Below are 23,472 nucleotides of genomic sequence, written 5' to 3'. Positions count from 1 at the left end.
GCGACGCGCGCAGACCCTAGAATCCATGCCGTGACGCCTGAGCGCCGCCACGGTGCAGAACGCTCACCAACCAATTCCGCGAAACAGCTCGAACCATTCCGGATTGCTCTTTTCGATCAGTTCAATCTTCCATCGCCGTGGCCAGCGTTTCAGTGACGTCTCACGCTGGGTGGCATCAGCGATGTCGAAATATTCCTCGTACCAGACGAGACGCTGCACACCGCAACGGCTGGCGAAGCTGGAACCTTGGCCATTCTTGTGCTCGGGTATGCGGCGGGCAAGGTCATTGGTGACACCGTGCCCCCTTTCTGGCTAGCAGTCATGTAGACATAGCCGGTCATCTGGCGATCCTAGCTGGCGCAGCCATCGGCGCCTATTCTGGACCGCAGCATTCTACGGCCAATGCCATGGCATGGATTCTAGGGTCTGCGCGCTTCGCTTCGCTCCTTGCTCCGCCCTAGAATGACGAAGGATATGTCGGCGAGACAGCGCCCCTCCCCAGCGCCCTCCGCTTGACAGTCCACGGCAACGGCGTACCCTTTATTAGCTTGACCTTAAATTACTGCCCCAGCGTGCCGATCAGTCGCGGTGAGGGCTATCTGCCGTTCTCCGTGAAACGGCACCGCCTCGCCAAAGCCGGACACGCCTGACACAATGGGAGGTTTAAATGGCAGTCAGTTGGCGGTTGTCTGGAAGCTACTTCGAAAACTGCAGCTGCGATGTCGTATGTCCTTGCCTGTTGTCGACCCGGGCGCAGCTGACATCGAAGCCGACGAAAGGCGTTTGCGACGTCGCCTTGGTCTTTCATATCGACAAGGGAAGTTTCGGGGACGTTCGATTGGACGGGCTCAATGTCGCGATGGTTGCTCACACGCCAGGCCCGATGGCGGAGGGCAATTGGACGGCCGCCGCCTATATCGACGACCATGCGGATGACAGGCAGACCGAAGCGCTGGGCGCCATCTTCACCGGCGCCGCGGGTGGGCCGATGGCCGCCTTCGCGCCGATGATCAGCACCAATCTCGGAGCCAAGAAGGTGCCGATCAGATACCAGGTCGACGGCAAGAAGCGGTCGGTGGAGATTGCCGGCGTGATGCAGTTGGCGGTCGAACCGTTGCCGACAATGCGCGAGGACGGCGAGATGTGGGTGGCCTCCGGCCATCCCGTCAATCCCGACTGGCTCGGTATGGGGATGGGAATGGAAGGCAATACTTTCAGCGACCATGGCATAAGTTGGGACAATTCCCGCCGGAACGCGCACTACGCTCCGATCAATTGGTCCGGCCAGCAATAGTCCCGCACGCATGGTCGGAACGGCCTCGCCCATGACGCTGACATTGCAGCGAAACATCATTCTCGCCCTGTTGGGCGCGGTCGCCGCGGCGGCGTGGGTCTTGCTCATCCGGCAGCGGATCGGCGCGGACGCAGATATGCGCGTGCAGATGTACTCACCCACCATGGGCATGGGGGCGCCGCTGTTTCTTGCCGTCTGGATGATCATGATGATTGCCATGATGTTTCCGACGGCGGCGCCCATGATCCTGACCTTCCACCAGGTCCAAGCCGGCAAACGAGGTCGCGGCGAGGCCTTTGTCGCTACCTGGGTATTCGTGGCAGGCTATATGCTGGTTTGGGGCACGGTGGGCGTTTTGGCCTTTGCCGGCGCCGCAGGCGCCGAGACGCTTGCCGATCATGCGGGATTGTCCACGGCGACGGCCGCGCGCATCGGCGGCGCCCTGCTGATCATTGCCGGCGCCTACCAGCTCTCGCCACTGAAGGATCTGTGCCTGGCCAAATGCCGCACGCCAATCGGTTTCATCCTGACCTCCTGGCGCGATGGTTCTTGGGGCGCGGTCCGCATGGGCCTCGAGCACGGCGCCTTTTGTCTGGGCTGTTGCTGGCTCTTGTTTCTGGCACTTTTCCCGCTCGGGATCATGAATGTCGCCGCAATGGCCGTGGTCACGCTGCTGATCTTTGCGGAAAAGACCTTTCCGGCGGGAAAGGGCATAGCCAAGGTGTCTGGCATCGCCCTGCTCCTTTACGGCGCGGTGGTGCTGGTCTTTCCCCAGGCGCTGCCGACCTTTCAGCCGACGGATATGATGATGAATTGAGCAGCGGCAGGCAGCTACCTTTGCCCCAGCCTCGCGCTTTCGATCGCAATGCCAAGCAGCGCCTGGCGTGCCAGCGCTTCCGACAGGTCGGGGCGCTTGCGGGTCTGCAGCACCGCCGTCTGCAGCCGGCCGAGCGCACGTGCGAGCGCCTCGACATTCCAGCGCTCCAGCGTCTTTTCCACCAGCTTGCGGCGCGAGAAGAAAACCGGGGGGCGGGCGCCGGCGACGACCGAAGCGGCGTTGCGGCCGCCGGTCTCCATCTGGCCGCGCATCGCCTGGATCGCCTGCAATTGCCGCATCGCCGATGACAAAACCAGGAACGGATGGCCGCCGGACTGGCAGTGACGGTTGAAGGCGATGTCGAAATCGCCGACCTTGCCGTCCAGCATGGCGTCGACCGCGGCATCGAAGGAAGCGCCGGAGACGTCGCCCGACAGCGCGTTGACGTCGTCGATGCCGATTTCCTTCTGGCCATGCGCGTAGAGCACCAGCTTCTCGATCTCGCCGCGCGAGGCGAGGCGGTCGCCGCCGAGGTTGCGGCGCAGCGCTTGCCTGGCGTCCAACGTCATCGACATGCCGGCCTTGCGCAATTCGTCGTCGATCACCGTATCCAGGTCGCGGGCCTCGTCGGCATAGCAAGGCAAGGCAATGGCGTTGCCGGCGGCCTCGACGATGGCGCGCAGGCCGGTGCCTTTCTTCAGGTCGCCGGCTTCGATGAGGATGATCGCGTCGCGCGCGGGGTCGGCGGTCAGCGCCTTGATGTCGTCGGCAAGCGCCTTCTGGCCGCTGGCGTTGCGCACCCAAAGCAGCCGCCGGTCGGAAAACATCGGCACCGTGCGCGCTTCGTCGAGCAGCCGACCCTCGTCGCGGTCGACTTCGGCGCCGTCCAGCCTGACGACAGAGAAGGGATCGTCGAGCGGCAGGCCGGTTTTCGCGGCGAAGGTTTTCGCCCGCTCGGCGACAAGGCCGCGGTCAGGGCCGTAAAGCAGGACGATTGCCATGGCCGGATCGGGCTTCGCCAGCCACGAATCGACCTCGTATCCTTTCTTCTGTGCCATGCGGGGTGAGTTAGCACGGGGCGGGGTGACGGAACTAGCGTCTTCCCCTTCTCCCCCTGTGGGAGAAGGTGGATCGGCGCGACAGCGCCGAGACGGATGAGGGGTGTTCCAGCGGAGTGAGACGCTGGTGGCATCTGGAACACCCCTCATCCGTCGCCTTCGGCGACACCTTCTCCCACAAGGGGAGAAGGGGAAGGCCGCGCCCGGCGTCATCGTCAATTGCTTTAAATGGCGGCAATCGCCCCGCAAACTTCCGCCAAATTGCGCGGCGGGCAAAAACATCGACAAGAAATTTCGCCGCCATATCTGCATCTTGACGTCTGTGCCGCATCGGTTCCGCGGGCCGACGACCGGGAGGATGTCCGCCTTCTCGCACGATGAAATGGCGGCGCGGATGTGCAAATATCGCACCGGCAACATTGGAGGATGTGAGCTCATGGCCGACGCTGGATTGTTGCGCTTCCATGTGCCCGAGCCCGAGGTGCGGCCCGGCGGCACGCCCGACTTCTCGAATGTGACCATCCCCAAGGCGGGCTCGGTGCCGCGTCCGGAGATCGAGGTCGATCCGCGCAGCATCCGCGACATGGCTTTTTCCATCATCCGGGTGCTGAACCGCGCCGGCGAGGCCGTCGGGCCATGGGCCGGGCTGCTTTCGGACGAGGAGCTGCTCGAAGGCCTGCGCCATATGATGACGCTCAGGACCTTCGATGCGCGCATGCAGATGGCGCAGCGCCAGGGCAAGACCTCCTTCTACATGCAGCATCTGGGCGAAGAGGCGGTGAGCTGCGCTTTCCGCAAGGCGCTCAAGCCGGGCGACATGAACTTCCCGACCTATCGGCAGGCCGGCCTTCTGATCGCCGACGGCTATCCGATGGTCACGATGATGAATCAGATCTATTCCAACGAAGCCGATCCGCTGAAGGGCCGGCAGCTGCCGATCATGTATTCGTCGAAGGAGCACGGCTTCTTCTCGATCTCCGGCAATCTGGCGACGCAATATATCCAGGCGGTCGGCTGGGCGATGGCCTCGGCGATCTCCAATGATTCCAAGATTGCGGCAGCGTGGATCGGCGACGGCTCGACGGCGGAGTCCGATTTCCATGCGGCGCTGGTGTTTGCTTCCACCTACAAGGCGCCTGTCGTGCTCAACGTCGTCAACAACCAGTGGGCGATCTCGACCTTTCAGGGAATCGCGCGCGGCGGCTCCGGCACGTTCGCCGCGCGCGGGCTCGGCTTCGGGATTCCTTCGCTGCGCGTCGACGGCAACGACTATCTCGCCGTGCATGCGGTGGCCAAATGGGCGACGGAGCGGGCGCGCGCCAATCTCGGGCCGACGCTGGTCGAATATGTCACCTACCGCGCCGGCGCGCATTCGAGCTCGGACGATCCGTCTGCCTACCGGCCGAAGGCGGAATCCGATGCCTGGCCGCTCGGCGATCCGGTGATCCGGTTGAAGAACCACCTCATCCACAAGCAAGTCTGGTCGGAGGAGCGACACACCCAGGCGGAGGCCGAGATCCTCGAAACGGTGATCGCGGCGCAGAAGGAGGCCGAAAGCCACGGCACGCTGCATGCCGGCGGCAAGCCGTCGACGCGCGACATGTTCGAGGGCGTCTATGCCGAGATGCCGCCGCATCTCAGGCGCCAGCGCCAGCAGGCGGGGGTCTGACCATGCCGAGACGCACGATGATCGAGGCGATCCGTGACGCCATGGACGTGTCGATGGGGCGCGACAGCCAAGTCATCGTCTATGGCGAGGATGTCGGCTTCTTCGGCGGCGTCTTCCGCGCCACGCAGGGCCTGCAGGCCAAATACGGCAAGAGCCGCTGCTTCGACGCACCGATCAGCGAATCCGGCATCGTCGGCTCGGCCATCGGCATGGCCGCCTATGGGCTGAAGCCCTGCGTCGAGGTGCAATTCGCCGATTATGTTTATCCGGCTTACGATCAGATCGTGTCAGAGGCGGCGCGGCTGCGCTATCGCTCCAACGGCGATTTCACCTGCCCGATCGTGGTGCGCATGCCGACCGGCGGCGGCATCTTCGGCGGCCAGACGCACAGCCAGAGCCCGGAAGCGCTGTTCACCCATGTCTCGGGCCTGAAGGTGATCGTGCCCTCCAACCCGCATGACGCCAAGGGGTTGCTGATCGCGGCGATCGAGGATCCGGACCCGGTGATCTTCCTCGAGCCGAAGCGGCTCTATAACGGCCCGTTCGACGGGCATCACGAGAAGCCGGTGACGCCGTGGTCGAAGCATGAGCTGGGCGAGGTCGCGGACGGCCATTACACGATCCCGCTCGGCAAGGCGGCGGTCCGCAGGCCGGGATCGGCGGTGACGGTGCTTGCCTATGGCACGATGGTCTATGTTGCCCAAGCCGCGGCCGAGGAGACCGGCATCGATGCCGAGGTCATCGACCTCCGGACGCTGCTGCCGCTCGACCTCGAGGCGATCGTCGCCTCGGTGAAGAAGACCGGCCGCTGCGTCGTCGTGCACGAGGCGACGCTCACCTCCGGCTTCGGCGCCGAGCTGGTGGCGCTGGTGCAGGAGAACTGCTTCTACCATCTGGAAGCGCCGGTGGCGCGGGTCGCCGGCTGGGACACGCCCTATCCGCATGCGCAGGAATGGGACTATTTCCCCGGTCCGGCGCGGGTCGGGCGCGCGCTGATCGAAACATTGGAAGCTTAGAGTGGGGGAGGCCTGAGATGGGCGAGCACGTCATTAAGCTTCCCGATGTCGGCGAAGGCGTTGCCGAGGCCGAGCTTGTCGAGTGGCACGTCAAGGTGGGCGACCTTGTGCGCGAGGACACGGTTCTCGCCGCCGTCATGACCGACAAGGCGACGGTCGAAATCCCGTCACCGGTCGACGGCGAGATCCTGTGGCTCGGGGCCGAGATCGGCGACACGGTGGCGATCGGCTCGCCGATCGTGCGGCTGAAGGTGGCCGGCGAAGGCAATGTGAAAAACACCTCGCCAGGCGAGAGTGGTGCCGACGGCATCCCCGCTGGAGCGAGCCATGGCGATCGTCTTCCCCCTGCGCAAAACGCAGTGCCGTCATCCTCGGGCTTGTCCCGAGGATCCGCTGGTTCGCCGGAACTGGCGTCGCATCCACGCAGGTCGGCAGATCCTCGGGACAAGCCCGAGGATGACGGCGTTAAGAAGGATCGCGCCGTGCCCAGCCTTTCGGGCGCGCCGCGCGCGGAAGGCGAGAAGCCGCTGGCCTCGCCGGCCGTTCGCCTGCGCGCCAAGGAAGCCGGCATCGATCTGCGCCAGGTTGCGGGCAGCGGTCCGGCCGGGCGCATCAGCCATGAGGACATCGACGCATTCCTCGCGCGCGGCCCGCAAATCGCCCGCGCCACCGGGCTTGCCCGCAAAGACGGCGTCGAGGACATCAAGGTCGTTGGTCTCAGGCGCAAGATCGCGGAAAAGATGGCGCTGGCGAAATCGCGCATCCCGCATATCACCTATGTCGAGGAGATCGACGTCACCGCGCTGGAGGAGCTGCGCGCCACCCTCAACAAGGAGAAGCGCGGCGCCAAGGGGACGGAAAGGCCCAAGCTGACGCTGCTGCCTTTCCTGATGCGGGCGATGGTCAAGGCGATTGCCGAGCAGCCGAATCTCAACGCGCTGTTCGACGACGATGCCGGCATCATCCACCGGCATGAAGGCATCCATATCGGCATCGCCGCGCAGACGCCGAACGGGTTGGTGGTGCCGGTGGTGAAACATGCCGAGGCGCGCGACCTGTGGGACTGCGCGGCGGAGGTCAACCGGCTGGCCGATGCGGCGAAGGCCGGCACGGCGAGCCGCGAGGAGCTTTCCGGCTCGACCATCACCATCACCTCGCTCGGCGCCATGGGCGGCGTGGCGACGACGCCGGTCATCAACTATCCGGAAGTGGCGATCGTCGGCGTCAACAAGATCATGGTGCGGCCGGTGTGGGACGGCACGCAGTTCATCCCGCGCAAGATGATGAACCTGTCGTCCAGCTTCGACCACCGCGTCATCGACGGCTGGGATGCCGCGGTTTTCGTGCAGCGCATCAAGGCGCTGCTGGAGACGCCGGCGCTGATCTTCGTGGATTGAGGGAGATGGGGTCGGTCTCGAACGTCGCGGCGCCGAAATGCGCGCTCCCCCTTCTCCCCTTGTGGGAGAAGGTGTCGCCGAAGGCGACGGATGAGGGGTGCTCCAGCGGAGTGAGACGTTGGCTTTCCCTGGAACACCCCTCATCCGTCTCGGCGCTGTCGCGCCGATCCACCTTCTCCCACGAGGGGAGAAGGAAAAGGCGCGTCGCCGCCTCCGCCGAAAGGAAGCAGCCGTCATGAAAGAAATCTTCTGCAAGCTGCTCGTCATCGGCGCCGGGCCGGGCGGCTATGTCTGCGCCATCCGTGCCGGCCAGCTTGGCATCGATACGGTCATCGTCGAAGCCGGTAAGCCGGGCGGCACCTGCCTCAATGTCGGCTGCATCCCGTCCAAGGCGCTGATCCACGCGGCGGAGGCGTTCGAGAAGATCGCGCATATGGCCGGCGGCAAGGATCCGCTGGGCATCAAGGTCCCCGCGCCGACGCTCGATCTTGCGAAAACTGTCGGCTGGAAGGATGGGATCGTTAGCCGGCTCAACAGCGGCGTGGCCGGCCTGTTGAAGAAGGCCAGGGTGAAGACCGTGCATGGTTGGGCAACCTTCCGGGACGGCAAGACCGTGGAGGTCGAGACCGAAACCGGGACCCAGGTGATCCGCGCCGAGACCGTCGTTATCGCCACCGGCTCGGCGCCGGTCGAATTGCCCTTCCTGCCTTTCGGCGGTCCGGTCATCTCGTCCACCGAGGCGCTGGCGCTGAGCGAAGTGCCGGAGAAGCTCGCGGTCGTCGGCGGCGGCTATATCGGGTTGGAGCTCGGCATGGCCTTCGCCAAGATGGGCGCCAAGATCACCGTGATCGAAGCCCTGCCGCGCGGGCTCACGCAGTATGACGCCGAGCTGACAAGACCGGTGCTGAAACGGCTCGGCGAGCTCGGCGTCGAGGTGATGACAGGGGCGAATGCCAAAGGCCTGTCGGCCAAGGGCGACGCGCTGCTGGTCGAGACGGCCGACGGCAAGAACGCCAAGATCGCCGCCGACAGGATCCTGGTCACGGTCGGCCGCAAGCCGCTGACCGAGGGCTGGGGCTTGGAGCAGATCGACCTTGACATGGCGGGAAAATTCATCCGCATCGACGACCAGTGCCGCACTTCGATGCGCGGCATTTTTGCCATCGGCGACGTCACCGGCGAGCCGATGCTGGCGCACCGGGCGATGGCGCAGGGCGAGATGGTGGCCGAGATCGTTGCCGGCCACAAAAGAAGCTGGGACAAGCGCGCCATTCCGGCGATCTGCTTCACCGATCCGGAGCTGGTCACCGCCGGGCTGTCGCCCGAAGAAGCGAAGGCGCTCGCCGGCGAGATCAAGATCGGCCAGTTCCCTTTCGCCGCCAATGGCCGTGCGATGACGAAACAGGGCGAGGACGGTTTTGTGCGGGTCGTGGCGCGTGCCGACAACCATCTGGTGCTGGGCATCCAGGCGGTCGGGCAGGGCGTGTCGGAACTAGCGGCGGCTTTCGGCCTGGCGCTGGAGATGGGCGCGCGGCTGGAGGACATCGCCGGCACGATCCATGCGCATCCGACGCAAGGCGAAGGTTTCCAGGAAGCGGCGCTGAAGGCGCTGGGCCACGCGCTGCATGTTTGAGCGCTTCTTCCTTCTCCCCCTGTGGGAGAAGGTGTCGCCGAAGGCGACGGATGAGGGGTGCTCCAGGGAAAGCAAGCGTCTCACTCCGCTGGAACACCCCTCATCCGTCTCGGCGCTTGCGCGCCGATCCACCTTCTCCCACAAGGGGAGAAGGAAGAGACCTCAGCTCGCCAGCCGGCTCACCATCTCGTGCTGGGCGTAGGCGCGGCCGAAGCGGTTGGCGAGGAAAGCGTCGAGGGCGATGTCTTCCTGCTTGACAAAGCCCTTCGCCGGCAGCGAGCTGTCGGCCAGCATGTCGAGCACGGCGCAGATGCCGGAGGCGGTGGTGATCTGGATGGCGCTGCGCACGATGTTGCCGACGCGCTGCGAATAGATCTTGTTGGCGTAGGTCTCCTGCAGCAGGCGACCGTTGCGGCGCCCCGAAACGGTGACGAAGACGATGACCACGTCCTGCAGCGTCGCCGGCAGGGCGCTCTCGAAAATGTCCTTCAGCACGTCGCGGCGGTGGCGGAGCCCAAGGTCGTTGAGCAGCGCCTTCATGATCGCAGCGTGACCGGGATAGCGGATGGTGCGGTAGTTCAGCGTGCGCACCTTACCCTTCAGCGTCTCGGCCAAAGTGCCGAGGCCGCCGGAGGTGTTGAAGGCCTCATAGGTGACGCCGTCGAGCGAGAACTCCTCGCGTTCCTCCAGCGGCGGCACCTCGATCAGCTCGCCCTCGACGATCGCCTCGCAGGGCTCGCAATATTCGTTGATGACGCCGTCGGTGCTCCAGGTGAGGTTGTAGTTGAGCGCATTCGATGGATATTGCGGCAGCGCGCCGACGCGCATGCGCACGCTTTCCAGCGTGTCGAAGCGGCTGGCGAGATCGTTGGCGACGATCGAGATGAAGCCCGGCGCCAGGCCGCATTGCGGGATGAATGCGCTTTTGGCATCACGCGCCAGCTCCTTGACGCGGCGGGTCGAGACGACGTCCTCGGTGAGGTCGAGATAATGCACGCCGGTGGCGGCGGCGGCCTCGGCAATGCGCGTGGTGAGGTGAAAGGGCGCGGCGCTGAGCACGGCGAATTTGCCGGCAAGCACTTTTTCGAGCTCACCCGAGGCAGTGATGTCGAGCTCCTGCGTCGCGACGCCGGCCGGCAGTTCGGCGGCGGCAAGCTGAGCCGCCGAGCGGTCGACCAGCGTGACGTGGTAGTCGCCCGTGGCGTTCAGCATTTCGGCGATGGTCGAGCCGATCTTGCCGGCGCCGACGACAACGATGTTCTTCATGATCAATTCCCCTGCCAATGCTGATTTCGATTTGGCGAGAATCCTCGCAGCTTGCCTGTCGAAAGGAAGCGTGGAATCTGGCAATGTGCAGCCGAACTTTGCGCAATATGCCGAAAGGTCTCGTCGAAATGATCAGTGAAGCCGAACAGGCGCTGCTTACCCTGTTGCGCGCCAACGCCCGCGCCTCGACCGCCGAGCTCGCGCGCCAGCTCGGCGTGTCGCGTACCACAGTGCAGAGCCGCATCGAGCGGCTGGAGCAGCGCGGCATCATCACCGGCTATGGGGTCAGGCTGTCGCCCGATTATGAGCAAGGGCTGGTCAAGGCGCATGTGCTGCTCACCGTCACGCCGAAGCTCGCCGACAAGGTGGTGCGCAGCCTCGCAGCGATGCCGCCGGTGCGCACGGTGCATTCGGTGAGCGGCAATTTCGACATGATCGTCATCGTCGACGCGCCGTCGATCCGCGACCTCGACGCGCTGCTTGATCGGATCGGGGCGATGGAGGGGGTAGAGCGGACGTCGTCGTCGATTATTCTGTCGACACGGGTGGATCGGTAGGGGGCCTGAGATGTTGGCGCGAGGCCCCCTCTCTGTCCTGCCGGACATCTCCCCCTCAAGGGGGGAGATTGGCAGCTTCGACGCCGGCGCCTTTTCTGCAGCATTGGTGATTGGCGAAAGCCGGCGTGACATCTGATCTCCCCCCTTGAGGGGGAGATGCCCGGCAGGGCAGGGGGGGCGAAGGAATGAGGCGTTTGTTTTTCCTCGCTCCGATCAAGCCCTCCGTCTCTCCGGCCCCTCGTCAAGCCACGCCACATCCTCCGGCGTCAGCTTGATATCCAGCGCCCTAAGACTGTCCTCCAGCTCGTCCAGCGTGCGCGGGCCGATCAGCGGCACCGAGGGGAAGGGCTGCGCCAGGACATAGGCGAGCGCGACATGGATCGGGCTCTTGCCGAGCTTGCGCGCCAGCTCGATGGCGCGGTCGCGGCGGCCGAAATTCTTTTCCGAATACCAGACCCGCACCAGCTCCTCATTGTCGGTCCGGTCGCGGCCGGCGCGGTCGGTGAAGAAGCCGCGGCCCTGGCTCGACCAGGCGAAGTTCGGCATCTGCCTTGCCGTCAGCCAGGCCTTCCAGTCATCCGTGGAAGAGGTGACGCAGCCGGCCCAGATCGGCTCCAGCATCTCGGCCAGCGAGAAATTGTTGGAGAGCGCGCCGGGCTTCTGCTTGCCGTTCTTTTCGGCATAGGCAATGGCCGCGTCCATGCGTTCCATCGTCCAGTTGGAGCCGCCGAACAGCCCGCGGATGCGGCCGGCTTTCGCCTCGCGATCCATCGCGTCGACGAATTCGCCGACCGGCACGTCCGGATTGTCGCGATGCATGAAATAGATGTCGACATGGTCGGTCTGCAGCCGGTCGAGCGACTGCGCCAGCTGCTTGCCGATGACGTCGGGGTAACAGAGCGGCGAATGCGCGCCCTTGGCGATGATCACCGACTGCTCGCGCATGCCGCGATTCCTGAGCCATTGGCCAAGCAGCGTCTCGGTGTAGCCGGCGCCGTAGACATAACCGGTGTCGAACAGATTGCCGCCGGCCTCGAAATAGGCGTCGAGCAGGATCGAGCCGGAGGAAAAGGTGCGGAAATCCTCGAAGCCGAGCGCCAGCAGCGACACTGCGCGCGGCAGGCCGGGGATGGCGCGCTTGCCGATGGCGGTGCCGTTGGTGCGCAGCGGCCGGCCGGAGAGGGTGTTGATGCGCTTAGCCGGCTTTTCGATATCATATTCCAGCCCGACCGCGGCACGCCATTTGTCGAGAACGCGCAGCGTGCCGAGGCTGTCGGCCCAGCCCATGCCCGGCCAGGCGAACTCCTGCCGTCCGGCCAGGATCGCCTCGCCGGCGGCCTCGACCTCGAAGGAATAGAGGTGGCGGGTCTCGCCGAGGCTGATCACCTCGCGAGCCGCCCCGGACCGGATCACCTCGATCCGGCCCGGTCCGACGTCGCGGTTGCCACCGGCGAACCAGAAATCGGGCACCTCGATCTGACCCTTGGTGCCGAAAATGCGCAGCACATTGTCTTGGTTGAGCGAGATGCTGCAGGAGATCTCGGCGACGATGCCACCCGGGAAGTACAGCAGCGCCGAGGCCCACTCATCGACGCCCGTTTGGCCGAGATGGGCGGCGCCGACAACCTTGTCCGGCTCGAGGAAAGGCTGCGCGGCGGCGGCGCCCGCGATCAACCGCGCCATCGACACCGGATAGCCGCCGACATCGAGGATGCCGCCGCCGGCCATGTCGTTGGCATAGAGCCGGTGTTCCGGCATGAAGCCCGGCATGGCGAAGCCGAAGCTCGACTTGATCATGCGCACCTCGCCGATGGCGCCCGACTTGATCAGCTCGACCAGCTTCAACGTCTGCGGGTGCAGCCGGTACATGAAGGCTTCGCCGAGAAACGTGCCGGCCTTGCGCGCCGCATGCATCATGGCGTCGGCCTCGAAGGCGGTCAGCGCCAGCGGCTTCTCGCACAAGACATGCTTGCCGGCCTCGGCGGCCTTGATCGCCCATTCGGCATGGCCGGGATGCGGGATCGAAATGTAAACGGCGTCAACTTGCGTGTCGGCGAGCAGCGCCTCATAGCCGTCGAGGATGCGCGCGCCCGGAAAGCTCTGGGCCAAGCCCGGCTTGGCGGGATTGCGGGCGCCGAGCGCGACCAGCTCGCCGTTGCGCGAGCCCGCCACGCCGCCGGCAAAGGATTTGGCTATATTGCCGGGTCCGAGAATGCCCCAGCGGATTTTCTTGGGTGAGGGTGTCATGTCGAATTCTCCATGGTCGCCGCCACGCCTGGCATGCCGGCAAAGATAATTTGCGGGTCAGCGGATCCTTGCGCCCGCCTTGTCGAAGAGCAGCGCCCGTTCCGCCTTGATCGAGACCGTGAAATGGTCGCCGCTGGCGCGCTGGCGCGAAGCCTCGCGCTCGACGATCAGCTCCTCGGGTCCGGCATTGGCGTAGACATAGCTCACCGAGCCCAGATGCTCGGCGACGTCGGCCTTGACCGGGATGTCGCAATCGCCCTCGCCGGCCTCGAAGAAATGCTCCGGCCTGACGCCGAGCACGACCTCGGCGCCGACGGCGGGAAAAGTCTCGCAAAGCGGCTTGCGCAATCTGGCGCCGCCGTGATGGGCGAGCTCGATAATCGCGGCGCTGTTCGTCGTCTCGACAACCTTGGCGCTGAGGAAATTCATCTTCGGCGAGCCGATGAAGCCGGCGACGAAACGGTTGGCCGGGTCGTCATAGAGGTCGAGCGGCGCGCCGATCTGCTCGACATTGCCGGCTTTGAGCACGACGATGCGGTCGGCCAGCGTCATCGCCTCGGTCTGGTCGTGCGTCACATAGATCATGGTGACGCCGAGCTCCTTGTGCAGGCGCGAGATCTCGACCCGCATCTGCACCCTGAGCTCGGCGTCGAGATTGGAGAGCGGCTCGTCGAAAAGGAAGACTTGCGGCTCGCGCACGATGGCGCGGCCGATGGCGACGCGCTGGCGCTGGCCGCCGGACAATTGCTTCGGCCGCCGCTGCATCAATTCGTCGATGCGCAGGATTTCCGCCGCTCGCTTCACCCGGCGCTCGGTGTCGGCCTTCGGGTTGCCGTTCATCCTCAGCCCGAAGCTGAGGTTCTGCTCGACCGTCATATGCGGGTAGAGCGCGTAGGACTGGAACACCATGGCGATGCCGCGGTCGGCCGGCTCGACATCGTTCATCACCTTGCCGCCGATGGCGATATCGCCGCCGCTGATGTCCTCCAGCCCGGCGATCATCCTCAGCAGCGTGGACTTGCCGCAGCCGGAGGGGCCGACGAAGACGACGAACTCGCCGTCGGCGATGTCGATGTTGGCGCCATGGACGACTTCGAAGGTGCCGAAGCGTTTGACGACATTGGTGAGGGTGACTGCCGCCATGTTAGAGCGAGATGTGGCTAGGGTGGATCATTCTGTATCCCAGTGGGCGAGGCATCTCGCGCTTTCCTATTTGACCGCGCCGGCGGCGATGCCGGCGATGAAATGGCGCTGCAAGAGCACGAAGACGATCAGCATCGGCACCGTCAGCATCACGGCGCCGGCCATGATGCCGCCCCACGAAACCTTGGTCAGGCCGATCAGCGTGCCGAGCGCCACCGGCGCCGTCATCGCGCCCGGCTGGCTGTTGATCAGCAGCGGCCACAGATAATTGTTCCACGAGGCGAGGAAGAGGATGATCGCCAGCGCCGCCAGCATCGGGCGGGCCAGCGGCAGCGCCACGAACAGGAAGATGCGCCATTCCTTGACGCCTTCGACGCGCGCCGCGTCGAACAGCTCGGCCGGCATCATGGAAAAGGCCTGGCGCATGAAAAGCACGCCCAGCGAATTGAACAGCGGCGGCACGATCAGCGCGATCCAGGTGTTGGCCAAGGCGAAGTCGCGCGCCACCATGATGAATTGCGGGATCAGCACCACCGCATAGGGAAGAGTGATGGTGCCGAAGATGATGGCGACGACCGCGCCCTTGCCGTGGAATTCGTAGCGCGCCAGCGCCCAGCCGGCCATCGAGGTGAGCAGCACCGAAAGGACCGTGTAGGTCACCGCTACCGAGACCGAGATGCCGATGGCGCCGATGAAGTTGGTGTCGCGCTGCAGGTTGGCGACATTGTCGAGGAAATTGTCGTGCGGCAGGAGCTCGATGCCGGGGCTGAAGATGCCGTTGTCGGGCATGGTGGAGAACACCACCATCATCCACAGCGGGAACAGCCAGACCAGCGCCAGCGGCGTCAGGAAAAGATGCAGCGCAATGGCGCGGCCCAGCCTTGCTTGCGAGCGCGAGGTCATTTCGGCTCCCTCATCAGCCAGAGCTGCACCAGGGTGATGGCGATGGCGAGCCCCGCCATGGTGTAGGCGACGGCCGAGGCGTAGCCGAAATTGAGCGAGCGGAAGCCCTGGCGATAAAGCAGCAGCCCGAGCGTCTCGGTGCCGCCGCCCGGGCCGCCGCGCTCGGTGATCAGGAACGGCTCGGTGAAGAGCTGCATGGTGCCGATGATCGACAGCACGGCGCAAAAGACGATGACCGGCTTCAGCAGCGGCAAGGTGATGTAGAAGAACTGCTTCACCCTGCTGACGCGGTCGAGCGTCGCCGCCTCATAGACATCCTCCGGTATCGACTGCAGGCCGGCCAGGATGATGATGGCGTTGTAGCCGGCCCAGCGCCAGGTCACCGCGATCATGATCAGCGCCATGGCCGGCGTGACGTTGGAGAACCAGTCGATCTTTGAGATGCCGACGCTCTCCAGGAGCTTGTTGACGATGCCGAAATCGAGGCTGAACATCAGCCGGAAGACGGCCGAATAGGCGACCTCGCCGACTACAACCGGGGCGAAGAAAGCGAAGCGGTAGAGGCCGCGGGCTTTAAGCAGCGGCGAGTTCAGAAGCACCGCCATGACGATCGCCAGCGAGATCATCACCGGCACCTGGATGACCAGGATCAGCAGCGTGTTCTTCAGCGCATTGTAGAAGGCGGGGTCGCCGATAAGGCGCCCCCAGTTGAAGGTCGGCGCGAAGCGCCACGGCACGGTGCGCGTCGCCTGGAAGGAGATGATGAAGGAAGAGATGATCGGCCAGATCCAGAAGATGGCGAAGATCAAAAGATAGGGCGTGAGGAAGCGGTACGCGGTGGCGTTCTGGGTGCGCATCAGCTTCCTCCTTTCCCGGTGGCGCCTTCTTGGCGGGCGCGGTGTTGATCATGCCGGAGCAGCGCCAATTGTCATGCAGGCGCTGTCCTGTCTTTCCCTTCTCCCCCTGTGGGAGAAGGTGGCCGCGAAGCGGCCGGATGAGGGGTGTTCCAGGGAATGCCAACGTCTCACTCCGCTGGAACACCCCTCATCCGTCTTGGCGCTGCGCGCCAATCCACCTTCTCCCACAAGGGGAGAAGGCAAAGTGGCGTCCTATTTAACCGGCAAACCTGTCGCGGCGGCGATCTGCTTGGCGGCGTCGTCGAGCGCGGCCTTGGCGTCAGGATAGCCGTTGGCCAGGTATTTGGTCTGCACGGCGCGGACGATGATCTCGGCGTCGCTCTGGAACTGCGTGCCGCGGCTCGGCACCACCTTGGGCAGCGTGGCCAGGATATCCTTCCAGACCGGCTGGCCGCCCCAATAGGGCTGCGGCTGCGAGACGTAAGGATCGTCGAGCGCCGAGATCAGCGACGGCACCAGGCCGAAATCCTTCAGCATGGTGATCTGGCCGTCATTGGTCTCAAGCGTGTATTTCAGATAGGCGTAAGCCGCCTCCTTGTTCTTGGAGGCCGAGGTGATGGCCAGGGACGAGCCGCCGAGATTGGCGGCGCGCGGGCCGTCGGCGGTCAGGCTCGGCATCAGGTAGACGCCCCACTTGCCGCTCTCCTTCGGCGATTCGGTGCGGATCGTGCCCTCATACCAGCCGCCATAGACCTGGCTGGCGACGGTGCCGGCGGTGTTGTTGGTGATCTTGGTCGACCAGTCGGCCGACGACACGATGCCGGCGTCCTTCATCTCCTTGACCTTGGTCATGGCGTCGACGCATTTCGGCTCGGCCACGGTGATCGACTGGCCATCCTCGGCGAAATAAGCGCAGCCCTGCTCGTTGGAGATCATGCGGAAGAATTCGGTGTCGCCGTTGAAATCGGCATTGGTCATCGACACGCCCGGATTGGCGTCCTGGATCTTCTTGCCGGCGGCGATGAAATCGTCCCAGGTCTTGATCGAGGCCGGGTCGACGCCTGCCTTCTCGTAGAAGTCGCGGCGGTAGAAGACGGCCACCGGGCCGGAATCCCAGGGCATGGCATAGGCCTTGTCGCCGACTTCGAGCTCGGTGCGCTTGAAATCGGGGAATTTCTTCTGGTCTTCCGCGGTGTAACCCAGCGTGTGCAAGTCGACGAAGCAGTCCGGGAATTGGCTCCAGTAATTCTCCGCCTCGCCGTTCTCGATCGACACGATATCGGGCAGGCCGACGCCGCCGGCGGCGCAGCCGGCGATCGATTTGTCATAGGTGGGCTGGTTGCCGAGATCCTGAACCGTGACCTTGATGTCGGGGTATTTCTTGTTGAAGCCCTCGACCGTCGCCTTCAATGACGAGGCGGCGATGTTCCAGCTCCAGATGGTGATCTCGCCGGACTGCGCCAGCGCCGGGCCGGAGCCCAGGGCAAGCATAAGCGCGGCGCAGGTCAGTGTAGTGCGCATTGAAATCCTCCCATTTCATTTGCTCTCTCACTGTGAGCGTGGCCAGACTATGCGGCGCGGAAGGCTTGTCGCCGTCAGAGGGAATAAGAAGTTGGCGGAAAGTAAGATGCCGGAGCGTCCATTCTACCAGCCTGGCGCGAGCAGCGTCGAAGGACTGCCGCTCATGCTGCAGATGTTTTACAACCACCCGTTGGTGATGCTGAAACCGCACTGGCACGCCCAGGTGGAGGTGAATTTCATCGTGCAGGGCCGCGTGCATTACCGCATGGCCGAGCACGAGATTTCGCTTTCGGCCGGCGAGATGTGCCTGTTCTGGGGCGGCCTGCCGCACCAGATGAACGACCTCTCCGACGACGCCATCTATGCCGGCGCGCATCTGCCGCTGGTGCATTTCTTCCGCCTGCATCTGCCGGCCAACATACGCGATCGGCTGATGACCGGCGCGACGCTGGTGACCAATGCGACCGACCAGTCGGACAACGACAATTTCAAGCGCTGGAACGAATATGCGCGCTCGGGCGATCCGGCGAGGGCCGAGCATGCCGTCAACGAGCTGCTGCTGCGGCTCGAGCGGGTACGCTTCGAGCCTTACCGGCTGGTTCCGGAAAGGGTGGCTGGCCAAGGCGCCGGCAATGCCTTTGACCAGCAGTCGTCCCGTAATGTCGGGCGCATGTGCGATTTCATCGCCGAGAATTTCCTCTACGACATCGACTGCGTGACCATCGCCGCGGCCGCCGATATCCATCCCAAATACGCCATGAGCCTGTTCAAGAAATCGACCGGCATGACGCTCAACGAATATGTCAACCTGCTGCGGTTGAGCTACGCCCAGGCGTTGCTGATGCATGAGGACGCCAATGTGCTGAGGGTCGCCATGGACTCGGGCTTCGGCTCGCTTAGCGCCTTCAACAAATCGTTCCGCAAGCTTGCCGGCATGTCGCCCTCCGATTTCCGCCGGGCGGGCGGCGGGCGGTAAAAATGGCCGACGGTCGCCCACCCGTCGTCGCCCATCGTGATCGTCATTCTAGGGCGGAGCGGGAAGCGAAGCGTACCGCGTAGACCCTAGAATCCATGCCGTGACGTTAAGGCGTTGCAGCGGTTACAGAATCTTCTGCACCGTTGCATTTCCCGGCAGAAGTTATGGCATGGATTCTAGGGTCTGCGCGCGTCGCTCCGCTCCTTGCTTCGCCCTAGAATGACGACGTCACCGGAGTTCCCACGGCCGGAAAGCTGACGGTAACGCCGAGACCCGGATTGCGGTCCTTGAGCGTTATCGCGGCGCCATGCAGGTCGGCCACCGCCTTGACCAAGCTGAGGCCCAGGCCGCTGCCGGGCGTCGTGCGGCTGGCATCGAGCCGATAGAGCCGGCGGAACACTTTTTCGCGCTCCTCGGCGGGAATGCCCGGGCCATTGTCGCGGACATGAATGAGGACGTGGTTGCCTGCCCCGGTCACCGAGAGCTCGATCGCGGTGCCCGGCGGGCAATGCCTGAGCGCGTTCTCGACCAGATTGGCCAACATTTGCATGAGCAGGTCGCGGTCGCCGTGCACGTACCATTTTGTATCCGGAACGATCACGGTGGACAGAGACTTGCCGTCGTCCTCGGCGACATCGGCATAGACTTCGCCAATGGTCTCGACGACCGGTCCGACATCGAGATCGACGAAGCGCGCCTTGCGGGCGCCGGCTTCGATCTGGGCGATGCGCAGCAAAGCGTCGAACGTGCTGTTGATCTGCTGGCTCTCGGTGCGGGCGTCGGTCAGCTCGGTCGAGACATCCTCGCCCGACACCGTCTTGTCGGCGGCGGATTCCAGGATCATCTGCAGCCGGTTGAGCGGCGTCTTGAGATCGTGGGCGATGTTGGCGCTCACCTCCCGCATGCCGTCGACCAGGGCAGACAGGCGATCGAGCGCGGAATTCACCTGGGCCGAGACGGCGTCGATGTCGTCGCCATTGCCGGTCAGCGGGATGCGGGCATCGAGACGCCCATGCGAGACGTCGACCATGGTATTGGCGATGCCGTCGAGGCGGCGCTGGACGCGCGAGGCAAGCACGGCGCCGCCGCCGATCGCCAGGACGGTGATGAACAGCGTGGCCCAGCCGAAGCTCATCAACACGATCCTTTCCAGATCCTCGGTTTCCGAAAGCGAGAAGGCGACCGTCAGCTTGTTGCCGCCGACCGTGCCCGAATAGGCGCGATATTGGGTATCGGGCGGCACGCCCGGCAAGTCGGCGGCGAACATGGAAAAGCCGTCCGGCAGGCTGGAGGCGGTGAAATCCCCGGCGAGACGGTTGCCGTTCCGATCGGTGAGGGAAAAGATTTCGTCCTTGTCTTGGCTGAACTGGGCATGGTCCCTGACGGTTGAAACGAGATCTTCCTCGTCGCCCTCGGCATGGGTCGCGGCGATGAGCGAATAGGTCTCCTTGATCGATTGATCGAGCTGCCTGGCGAGCGAGGCGCTCATCAGCTGATAGACGATCGCGCCCGACAGAATGAAGGCCAGCAGGAACAGGAAGGCGAAGGTCAGCGCCAGCCGGAACGGCGTGCTGCGCAGCAGGCTGGAGCGCGTCCCGCTCATGCGATCGCGGAAGCGGTTGGCCGCCCCGCGATTGCGGAGGCAAGATCAGGCCGGGACATGCAGGCTGTAGCCGGTGTTGCGCACGGTGTGGATCAACGGCACGTCGAAGGGCCTGTCGACCTTGGCCCTGAGCCGGCTGATATGCGTCTCGACGACACTGGTCTTGGGGTCGAAATGAAAATCCCAGACGCGCTCGAGCAGCATGGTGCGGGTGATGACGCGGCCCTCACCGCGCATCAGCACTTCGAGCAGGCTGAACTCGCGCGGCTGCAGGTCGATCGGCTGGCCCTGCCTGGTGACGCGGCGCTGGATAAGGTCCATTTCGAGGTCGGCGACACGCAAAGCCGTCTTCTGCTCCTGCGCCGCCGGCCGGCGGCCGAGCGCATGGATGCGGGCAAGCAGCTCGGAAAAGGCGAACGGCTTGACCAGATAGTCGTCGCCGCCGGCCTCGAGGCCCTCGACCCGGTCGTCAACGCCGCCGATCGAGGTCAGGAAAATAGCGGGCGTGCGGATGCCGGCGGCACGCACCGCCTTGATCATCGACAGGCCGTCGAGGCCGGGCACCATGCGGTCGGCGACGATCACGTCATAGGCGTTGCGGGTCGCGGCGAAGAGCCCGTCATGACCGTCGCGCAAGAGATCGCAGACATGGCCGGCCTCGGTCAGTCCCCTGATGATATAATCCGCGGTTCTCGGATCGTCTTCAACAAGCAGAAGTCGCATTGTCCGGTGCCGTCCTTGCCACTTCAACCATTTGTTTTTACGAGCTTTCAGACCTAGTGCCGCTACACATTTTTGCGAGGGACAGCCGATATCCGTCGCGACCGCCGACGGCAGCGGCGAAGAACCGGGCGGCCGGCGGCGAGAGCGACCTCATGGTCGTCCCGCGCTCGCGCCCAGCGTGAGAAGAAGCTCGTCCAGTTGCTCGAACGTCTCGCCCATCGCATCGGCCGCCCCGGTGCCGGCAGCGTCGAGAGCTTCTTTCGAGGGATAGAGCTCGTGCATCACCAGCAGCGTCTTGCCGCCCTTTTCCTCGAAGGTCACCGTGGTGACGGGTCCACCGTCGCCGCCTTCGTCATTGGTCCAGGCGAGGCGCGAGTACGGCACCACTTCGATATACCGGCCGAAGAACTCGGCGGGGTTCGAGGGGTCATGGCCGAACGCCAAACGGTACCCGCCCCCGACGCGAACATCCATCTCGCAGGAACGCAGGATCATGCCCATCGACTTCGGCGCCCACCACCGCTTGAACAGTTCGGGCTTGGTCCACGCCTCGAACACGATGCGTGCGGGGGCGTCGAAGATTCGCGTAACGACCAGCTCACGGTCGGACCTCCGTTCTACTGTCGTGCGAGCAGGCTCACTCCGTTCCATCGACATCCTCCTTCCGTTTCAGTTCCTCGACAACCTTGTCCAGCTCTTCGAAGCGTGCGTCCCAAAGCCGGCGGTAGCTCTCGATCCAAGCCGCCTCCTCCTCCAGTCCGCGCAGGCCGAGCGTGCAGGTCCGCACCCGCCCGGCTTTCCGGGTGGTGACGAGCCCCGCCTGTTCCAAGACGCCGATATGCTTCTTCATGCCTGTGAGGGTCATGTGGAATTTCTCGGCAAGGTCCGTGATCGAGGCCTCCGCGCGTCCGAGCTGCTCCAGAACGCCGCGCCGTGTGGCGTCCGAGAGCGCGGCGAACGAGACATCGAGGCGGGACTTCAAATACTGAACCATTTGGTTCAGTATCTAGCGCATCGTTGAGCGGCGCGCAAGGGGATAGCGGGCGGGCTGCGCTGCCGGCCCTCCCGGACCGAGCCAGTCTCGCTGCTGCAGCTTACGGTCAATCGCGACATGCTCTAGTCGAGGAGCGCCAGCTCGTCTTCGTCGATCAGTTTTCTCAGCGTCATATGGAGAACGATGGCCACGATGCAGCCGAGGAAAATCAGGCTGGTGAAGGTGGCGCCGAAGCCCAGCCCGCCATAGTCGACCGGATGCGAGAGCAGGTCGCCGAAGGAGGCGCCGAACGGCCGGGTCAGGATATAGGCAAGCCAGAAGGCGAGGACGCTGTTCAGGCCGAGGAAGAACCAGGCAAAAGCGATCGCCGCGATCACGCCGCCAAAGATGAGGCCGGTAGCGAGATAGCCGATATCGAAGCGCTCGGCCACCAGATCGCCGGCAGCCGTGCCGAGCGAGAAGGTGAAGAGGATCGCTAGCCAGTAGAAGATCTCGCGCCTGGCGGTGAAGATGGTGTGGATCGAGAGGGTCCTTTCGCTGGCATACCAGACCGCGAAAGTCAGTGCGAGGGCGACCGAGAAGACGATGGTCGTCGTCTCCAGCCGCACGCCGAAATCGTCGATGAGGTTGTCGGCGACCAGGGTGCCGACGACGCTGATCAGCACGACGGCGAGCCAATAGGCCCAAGGTACATAGCGTTTCTGCGCGAATTGCAGGACGAGCGCGACGATGAGGATGCCGCCCATGATCAAGGACGTGACGGTAAGGCCGAGGCCGAGCTTCACGGCGAGGTAGTCGGCCGCCGTCTCGCCCATGGTCACCGCCATGATCTTGACCAGCCAGAAATCGATGGTGACGTCCGGGACGCGGTTGGGGGCGAGGTTGTCGGCTTGAGAGATCATGGCGCGATCCGCTGTTCGTTCGAGCCGCCTCGAATTCCGTATGGCGGCGACGCCCAAATTAGGCAGGCGAATTCACCGCGGCCTGTCCGCGTTCTTACAAATTCGTAAGGTTGGCCAAAAACATCCGCCGAGCCTCGTCATGCCGCCAGCGAAGAGATAGACAAGCCTTGGCGCCCCCTGGCTGCGCCGGAGCGGTGAGAAGAATGGCATCCCCCAAATCGACGCCGAATGCGTTCGACCAGCACAAGCGCCTGATCGTCGTGCAGCTGGCCGCCGTGCTTGCCGTCATCCTGCTCCTGTTCAGCAAGCCGGCGTTGGCCGAGGGATCGGACGGTCACGAAGTCATGGAGACGATCGGCTTCGCGATGGTGCTGATCTGCTTCCTCGGCCGGCTGTGGAGCATCCTCTTCGTCGGCGGCAGGAAGAATGACGAGCTGATCGTGTCCGGCCCGTTCTCGATGACCCGGAACCCGCTCTATTTCTTCTCGACGGTCGGCACGGCTGGCATCGGGCTGATGTTCGGCTCGCTGCTGGCGGCCCTCATGCTCGGCCTGGCGAGCTTCCTCGTCTTCCGCTTCACCGCGCGCAAAGAGGCGGAGTATCTTGCCGGCAAGTTCGGTGCGGCTTACGCGGCCTATGCCGAACGCACGCCGTCCTTCTGGCCGAATCCGCTGCTTTACCGCGACGAGGCGCAGTGGCTGTTTTCGACCGGCGCGCTGCGGAACACGTTCCGCGACGGGCTCTATTTCCTGGCTTTGTTTCCGGTGATCGAGGCGGTCGAGTATTTGCGCCTCAGCGGCGACCTGCCGACGCTTTTCACGGTCTATTAGTTTTCCGGTACAGAATGACCGACGGCTCTGTCTGCCTTGGCAGGCGGCATACGTTGGAGATTGACT

Annotated in this window: 21 protein-coding genes and 1 pseudogene; 9 read left to right on the top strand and 13 right to left on the bottom strand. The window is 64.3% G+C overall.

Going from position 1 to position 23,472, the window contains the following annotated elements; translation table 11 throughout:
- Positions 1-63 precede the first annotated feature (63 nt).
- A pseudogene (locus tag LB526_RS26155) lies at positions 64-341 on the bottom strand (GIY-YIG nuclease family protein).
- A 326-nt stretch (positions 342-667) separates the two neighbouring features.
- On the opposite strand from LB526_RS26155, the gene LB526_RS26150 reads away from it, so the two are divergent.
- The gene (locus LB526_RS26150; RefSeq protein WP_224630286.1) at positions 668-1,294 is read left to right on the top strand and encodes a DUF1326 domain-containing protein; all 627 of its coding nucleotides are present in this window, start codon (positions 668-670) and stop codon (positions 1,292-1,294) included.
- 31 nt (positions 1,295-1,325) lie between these two features.
- Positions 1,326-2,111, top strand: coding sequence for a DUF2182 domain-containing protein (locus tag LB526_RS26145; RefSeq protein ID WP_224630285.1), 786 nt, complete (start codon positions 1,326-1,328; stop codon positions 2,109-2,111).
- A gap of 14 nt (positions 2,112-2,125) precedes the next feature.
- On the opposite strand, the gene holA is transcribed toward LB526_RS26145, so the two are convergent.
- Positions 2,126-3,169 carry a DNA polymerase III subunit delta gene (holA, locus tag LB526_RS26140; RefSeq protein WP_224630284.1) on the bottom strand — a complete coding sequence of 348 codons (1,044 nt, stop codon included), beginning with the start codon at positions 3,167-3,169 and terminating at the stop codon, positions 2,126-2,128.
- A 436-nt stretch (positions 3,170-3,605) separates the two neighbouring features.
- On the opposite strand from holA, the gene LB526_RS26135 reads away from it, so the two are divergent.
- From LB526_RS26135 to lpdA, 4 genes are all read left to right on the top strand, one after another.
- Positions 3,606-4,838, top strand: coding sequence for a 3-methyl-2-oxobutanoate dehydrogenase (2-methylpropanoyl-transferring) subunit alpha (locus tag LB526_RS26135; RefSeq protein WP_224630283.1), 1,233 nt, complete (start codon positions 3,606-3,608; stop codon positions 4,836-4,838).
- 2 nt (positions 4,839-4,840) lie between these two features.
- Entirely contained in the window at positions 4,841-5,854 is a 1,014-nt protein-coding gene (locus LB526_RS26130; protein ID WP_224630282.1) for an alpha-ketoacid dehydrogenase subunit beta, read from the top strand.
- Positions 5,855-5,871: 17 nt separating this feature from the next.
- Positions 5,872-7,251: a dihydrolipoamide acetyltransferase family protein gene (locus LB526_RS26125; RefSeq protein WP_224630281.1), complete on the top strand. Its 1,380-nt coding sequence runs from the start codon at positions 5,872-5,874 to the stop codon at positions 7,249-7,251.
- Positions 7,252-7,486: 235 nt separating this feature from the next.
- On the top strand, positions 7,487-8,884 hold the full coding sequence (gene lpdA, locus LB526_RS26120; protein ID WP_224630280.1) for a dihydrolipoyl dehydrogenase: 1,398 nt from the start codon (positions 7,487-7,489) through the stop codon (positions 8,882-8,884).
- A 162-nt stretch (positions 8,885-9,046) separates the two neighbouring features.
- Here lpdA and LB526_RS26115 read toward each other — a convergent pair whose 3' ends face one another.
- Positions 9,047-10,150: a saccharopine dehydrogenase family protein gene (locus tag LB526_RS26115; protein WP_224630279.1), complete on the bottom strand. Its 1,104-nt coding sequence runs from the start codon at positions 10,148-10,150 to the stop codon at positions 9,047-9,049.
- 128 nt (positions 10,151-10,278) lie between these two features.
- On the opposite strand from LB526_RS26115, the gene LB526_RS26110 reads away from it, so the two are divergent.
- The gene (locus LB526_RS26110; RefSeq protein WP_224609608.1) at positions 10,279-10,707 is read left to right on the top strand and encodes an Lrp/AsnC family transcriptional regulator; all 429 of its coding nucleotides are present in this window, start codon (positions 10,279-10,281) and stop codon (positions 10,705-10,707) included.
- A 213-nt stretch (positions 10,708-10,920) separates the two neighbouring features.
- On the opposite strand, the gene LB526_RS26105 is transcribed toward LB526_RS26110, so the two are convergent.
- The 5 genes from LB526_RS26105 to LB526_RS26085 form a co-directional block, all read right to left on the bottom strand.
- On the bottom strand, positions 10,921-12,954 hold the full coding sequence (locus LB526_RS26105) for an aldo/keto reductase (RefSeq protein WP_224630278.1): 2,034 nt from the start codon (positions 12,952-12,954) through the stop codon (positions 10,921-10,923).
- Positions 12,955-13,011: 57 nt separating this feature from the next.
- Positions 13,012-14,097, bottom strand: a complete 1,086-nt coding sequence (locus LB526_RS26100) for an ABC transporter ATP-binding protein (RefSeq protein WP_224630277.1) — start codon at positions 14,095-14,097, stop codon at positions 13,012-13,014.
- A gap of 66 nt (positions 14,098-14,163) precedes the next feature.
- On the bottom strand, positions 14,164-15,000 hold the full coding sequence (locus LB526_RS26095; RefSeq protein ID WP_224630276.1) for a carbohydrate ABC transporter permease: 837 nt from the start codon (positions 14,998-15,000) through the stop codon (positions 14,164-14,166).
- A complete protein-coding gene (locus tag LB526_RS26090) occupies positions 14,997-15,857 on the bottom strand; it encodes a carbohydrate ABC transporter permease (protein WP_140845928.1) in 861 nt (286 codons plus the stop codon). Before LB526_RS26090 ends, LB526_RS26095 begins: the two co-directional genes overlap by 4 nt.
- Positions 15,858-16,109: 252 nt before the next feature.
- Positions 16,110-17,378, bottom strand: a complete 1,269-nt coding sequence (locus LB526_RS26085; RefSeq protein ID WP_140845929.1) for an ABC transporter substrate-binding protein — start codon at positions 17,376-17,378, stop codon at positions 16,110-16,112.
- Positions 17,379-17,484: 106 nt separating this feature from the next.
- Here LB526_RS26085 and LB526_RS26080 point away from each other — a divergent pair, with 106 nt between their 5' ends.
- Positions 17,485-18,354 carry a helix-turn-helix domain-containing protein gene (locus LB526_RS26080; protein WP_224630275.1) on the top strand — a complete coding sequence of 290 codons (870 nt, stop codon included), beginning with the start codon at positions 17,485-17,487 and terminating at the stop codon, positions 18,352-18,354.
- A gap of 214 nt (positions 18,355-18,568) precedes the next feature.
- Here LB526_RS26080 and LB526_RS26075 read toward each other — a convergent pair whose 3' ends face one another.
- From LB526_RS26075 to LB526_RS26055, 5 genes are all read right to left on the bottom strand, one after another.
- Entirely contained in the window at positions 18,569-19,957 is a 1,389-nt protein-coding gene (locus LB526_RS26075) for a sensor histidine kinase (protein ID WP_224630274.1), read from the bottom strand.
- 45 nt (positions 19,958-20,002) lie between these two features.
- Entirely contained in the window at positions 20,003-20,680 is a 678-nt protein-coding gene (locus LB526_RS26070; RefSeq protein ID WP_095769853.1) for a winged helix-turn-helix domain-containing protein, read from the bottom strand.
- A gap of 150 nt (positions 20,681-20,830) precedes the next feature.
- Entirely contained in the window at positions 20,831-21,331 is a 501-nt protein-coding gene (locus LB526_RS26065) for an SRPBCC family protein (protein ID WP_224630273.1), read from the bottom strand.
- A complete protein-coding gene (locus LB526_RS26060; RefSeq protein ID WP_224630272.1) occupies positions 21,318-21,674 on the bottom strand; it encodes an ArsR/SmtB family transcription factor in 357 nt (118 codons plus the stop codon). Before LB526_RS26060 ends, LB526_RS26065 begins: the two co-directional genes overlap by 14 nt.
- A gap of 122 nt (positions 21,675-21,796) precedes the next feature.
- A complete protein-coding gene (locus LB526_RS26055; RefSeq protein WP_224544363.1) occupies positions 21,797-22,576 on the bottom strand; it encodes a hypothetical protein in 780 nt (259 codons plus the stop codon).
- 203 nt (positions 22,577-22,779) lie between these two features.
- Here LB526_RS26055 and LB526_RS26050 point away from each other — a divergent pair, with 203 nt between their 5' ends.
- Positions 22,780-23,406: a methyltransferase family protein gene (locus LB526_RS26050; protein ID WP_224544362.1), complete on the top strand. Its 627-nt coding sequence runs from the start codon at positions 22,780-22,782 to the stop codon at positions 23,404-23,406.
- The last annotated feature ends 66 nt before the right edge of the window (positions 23,407-23,472 follow it).

The sequence above is a fragment of the Mesorhizobium sp. CA6 genome, assembly GCF_020165035.1.
Lineage (GTDB): Bacteria > Pseudomonadota > Alphaproteobacteria > Rhizobiales > Rhizobiaceae > Mesorhizobium.
Note: the sequence above shows the minus strand (reverse complement) of the source record. Positions and strands in the feature narration are given on the sequence as shown.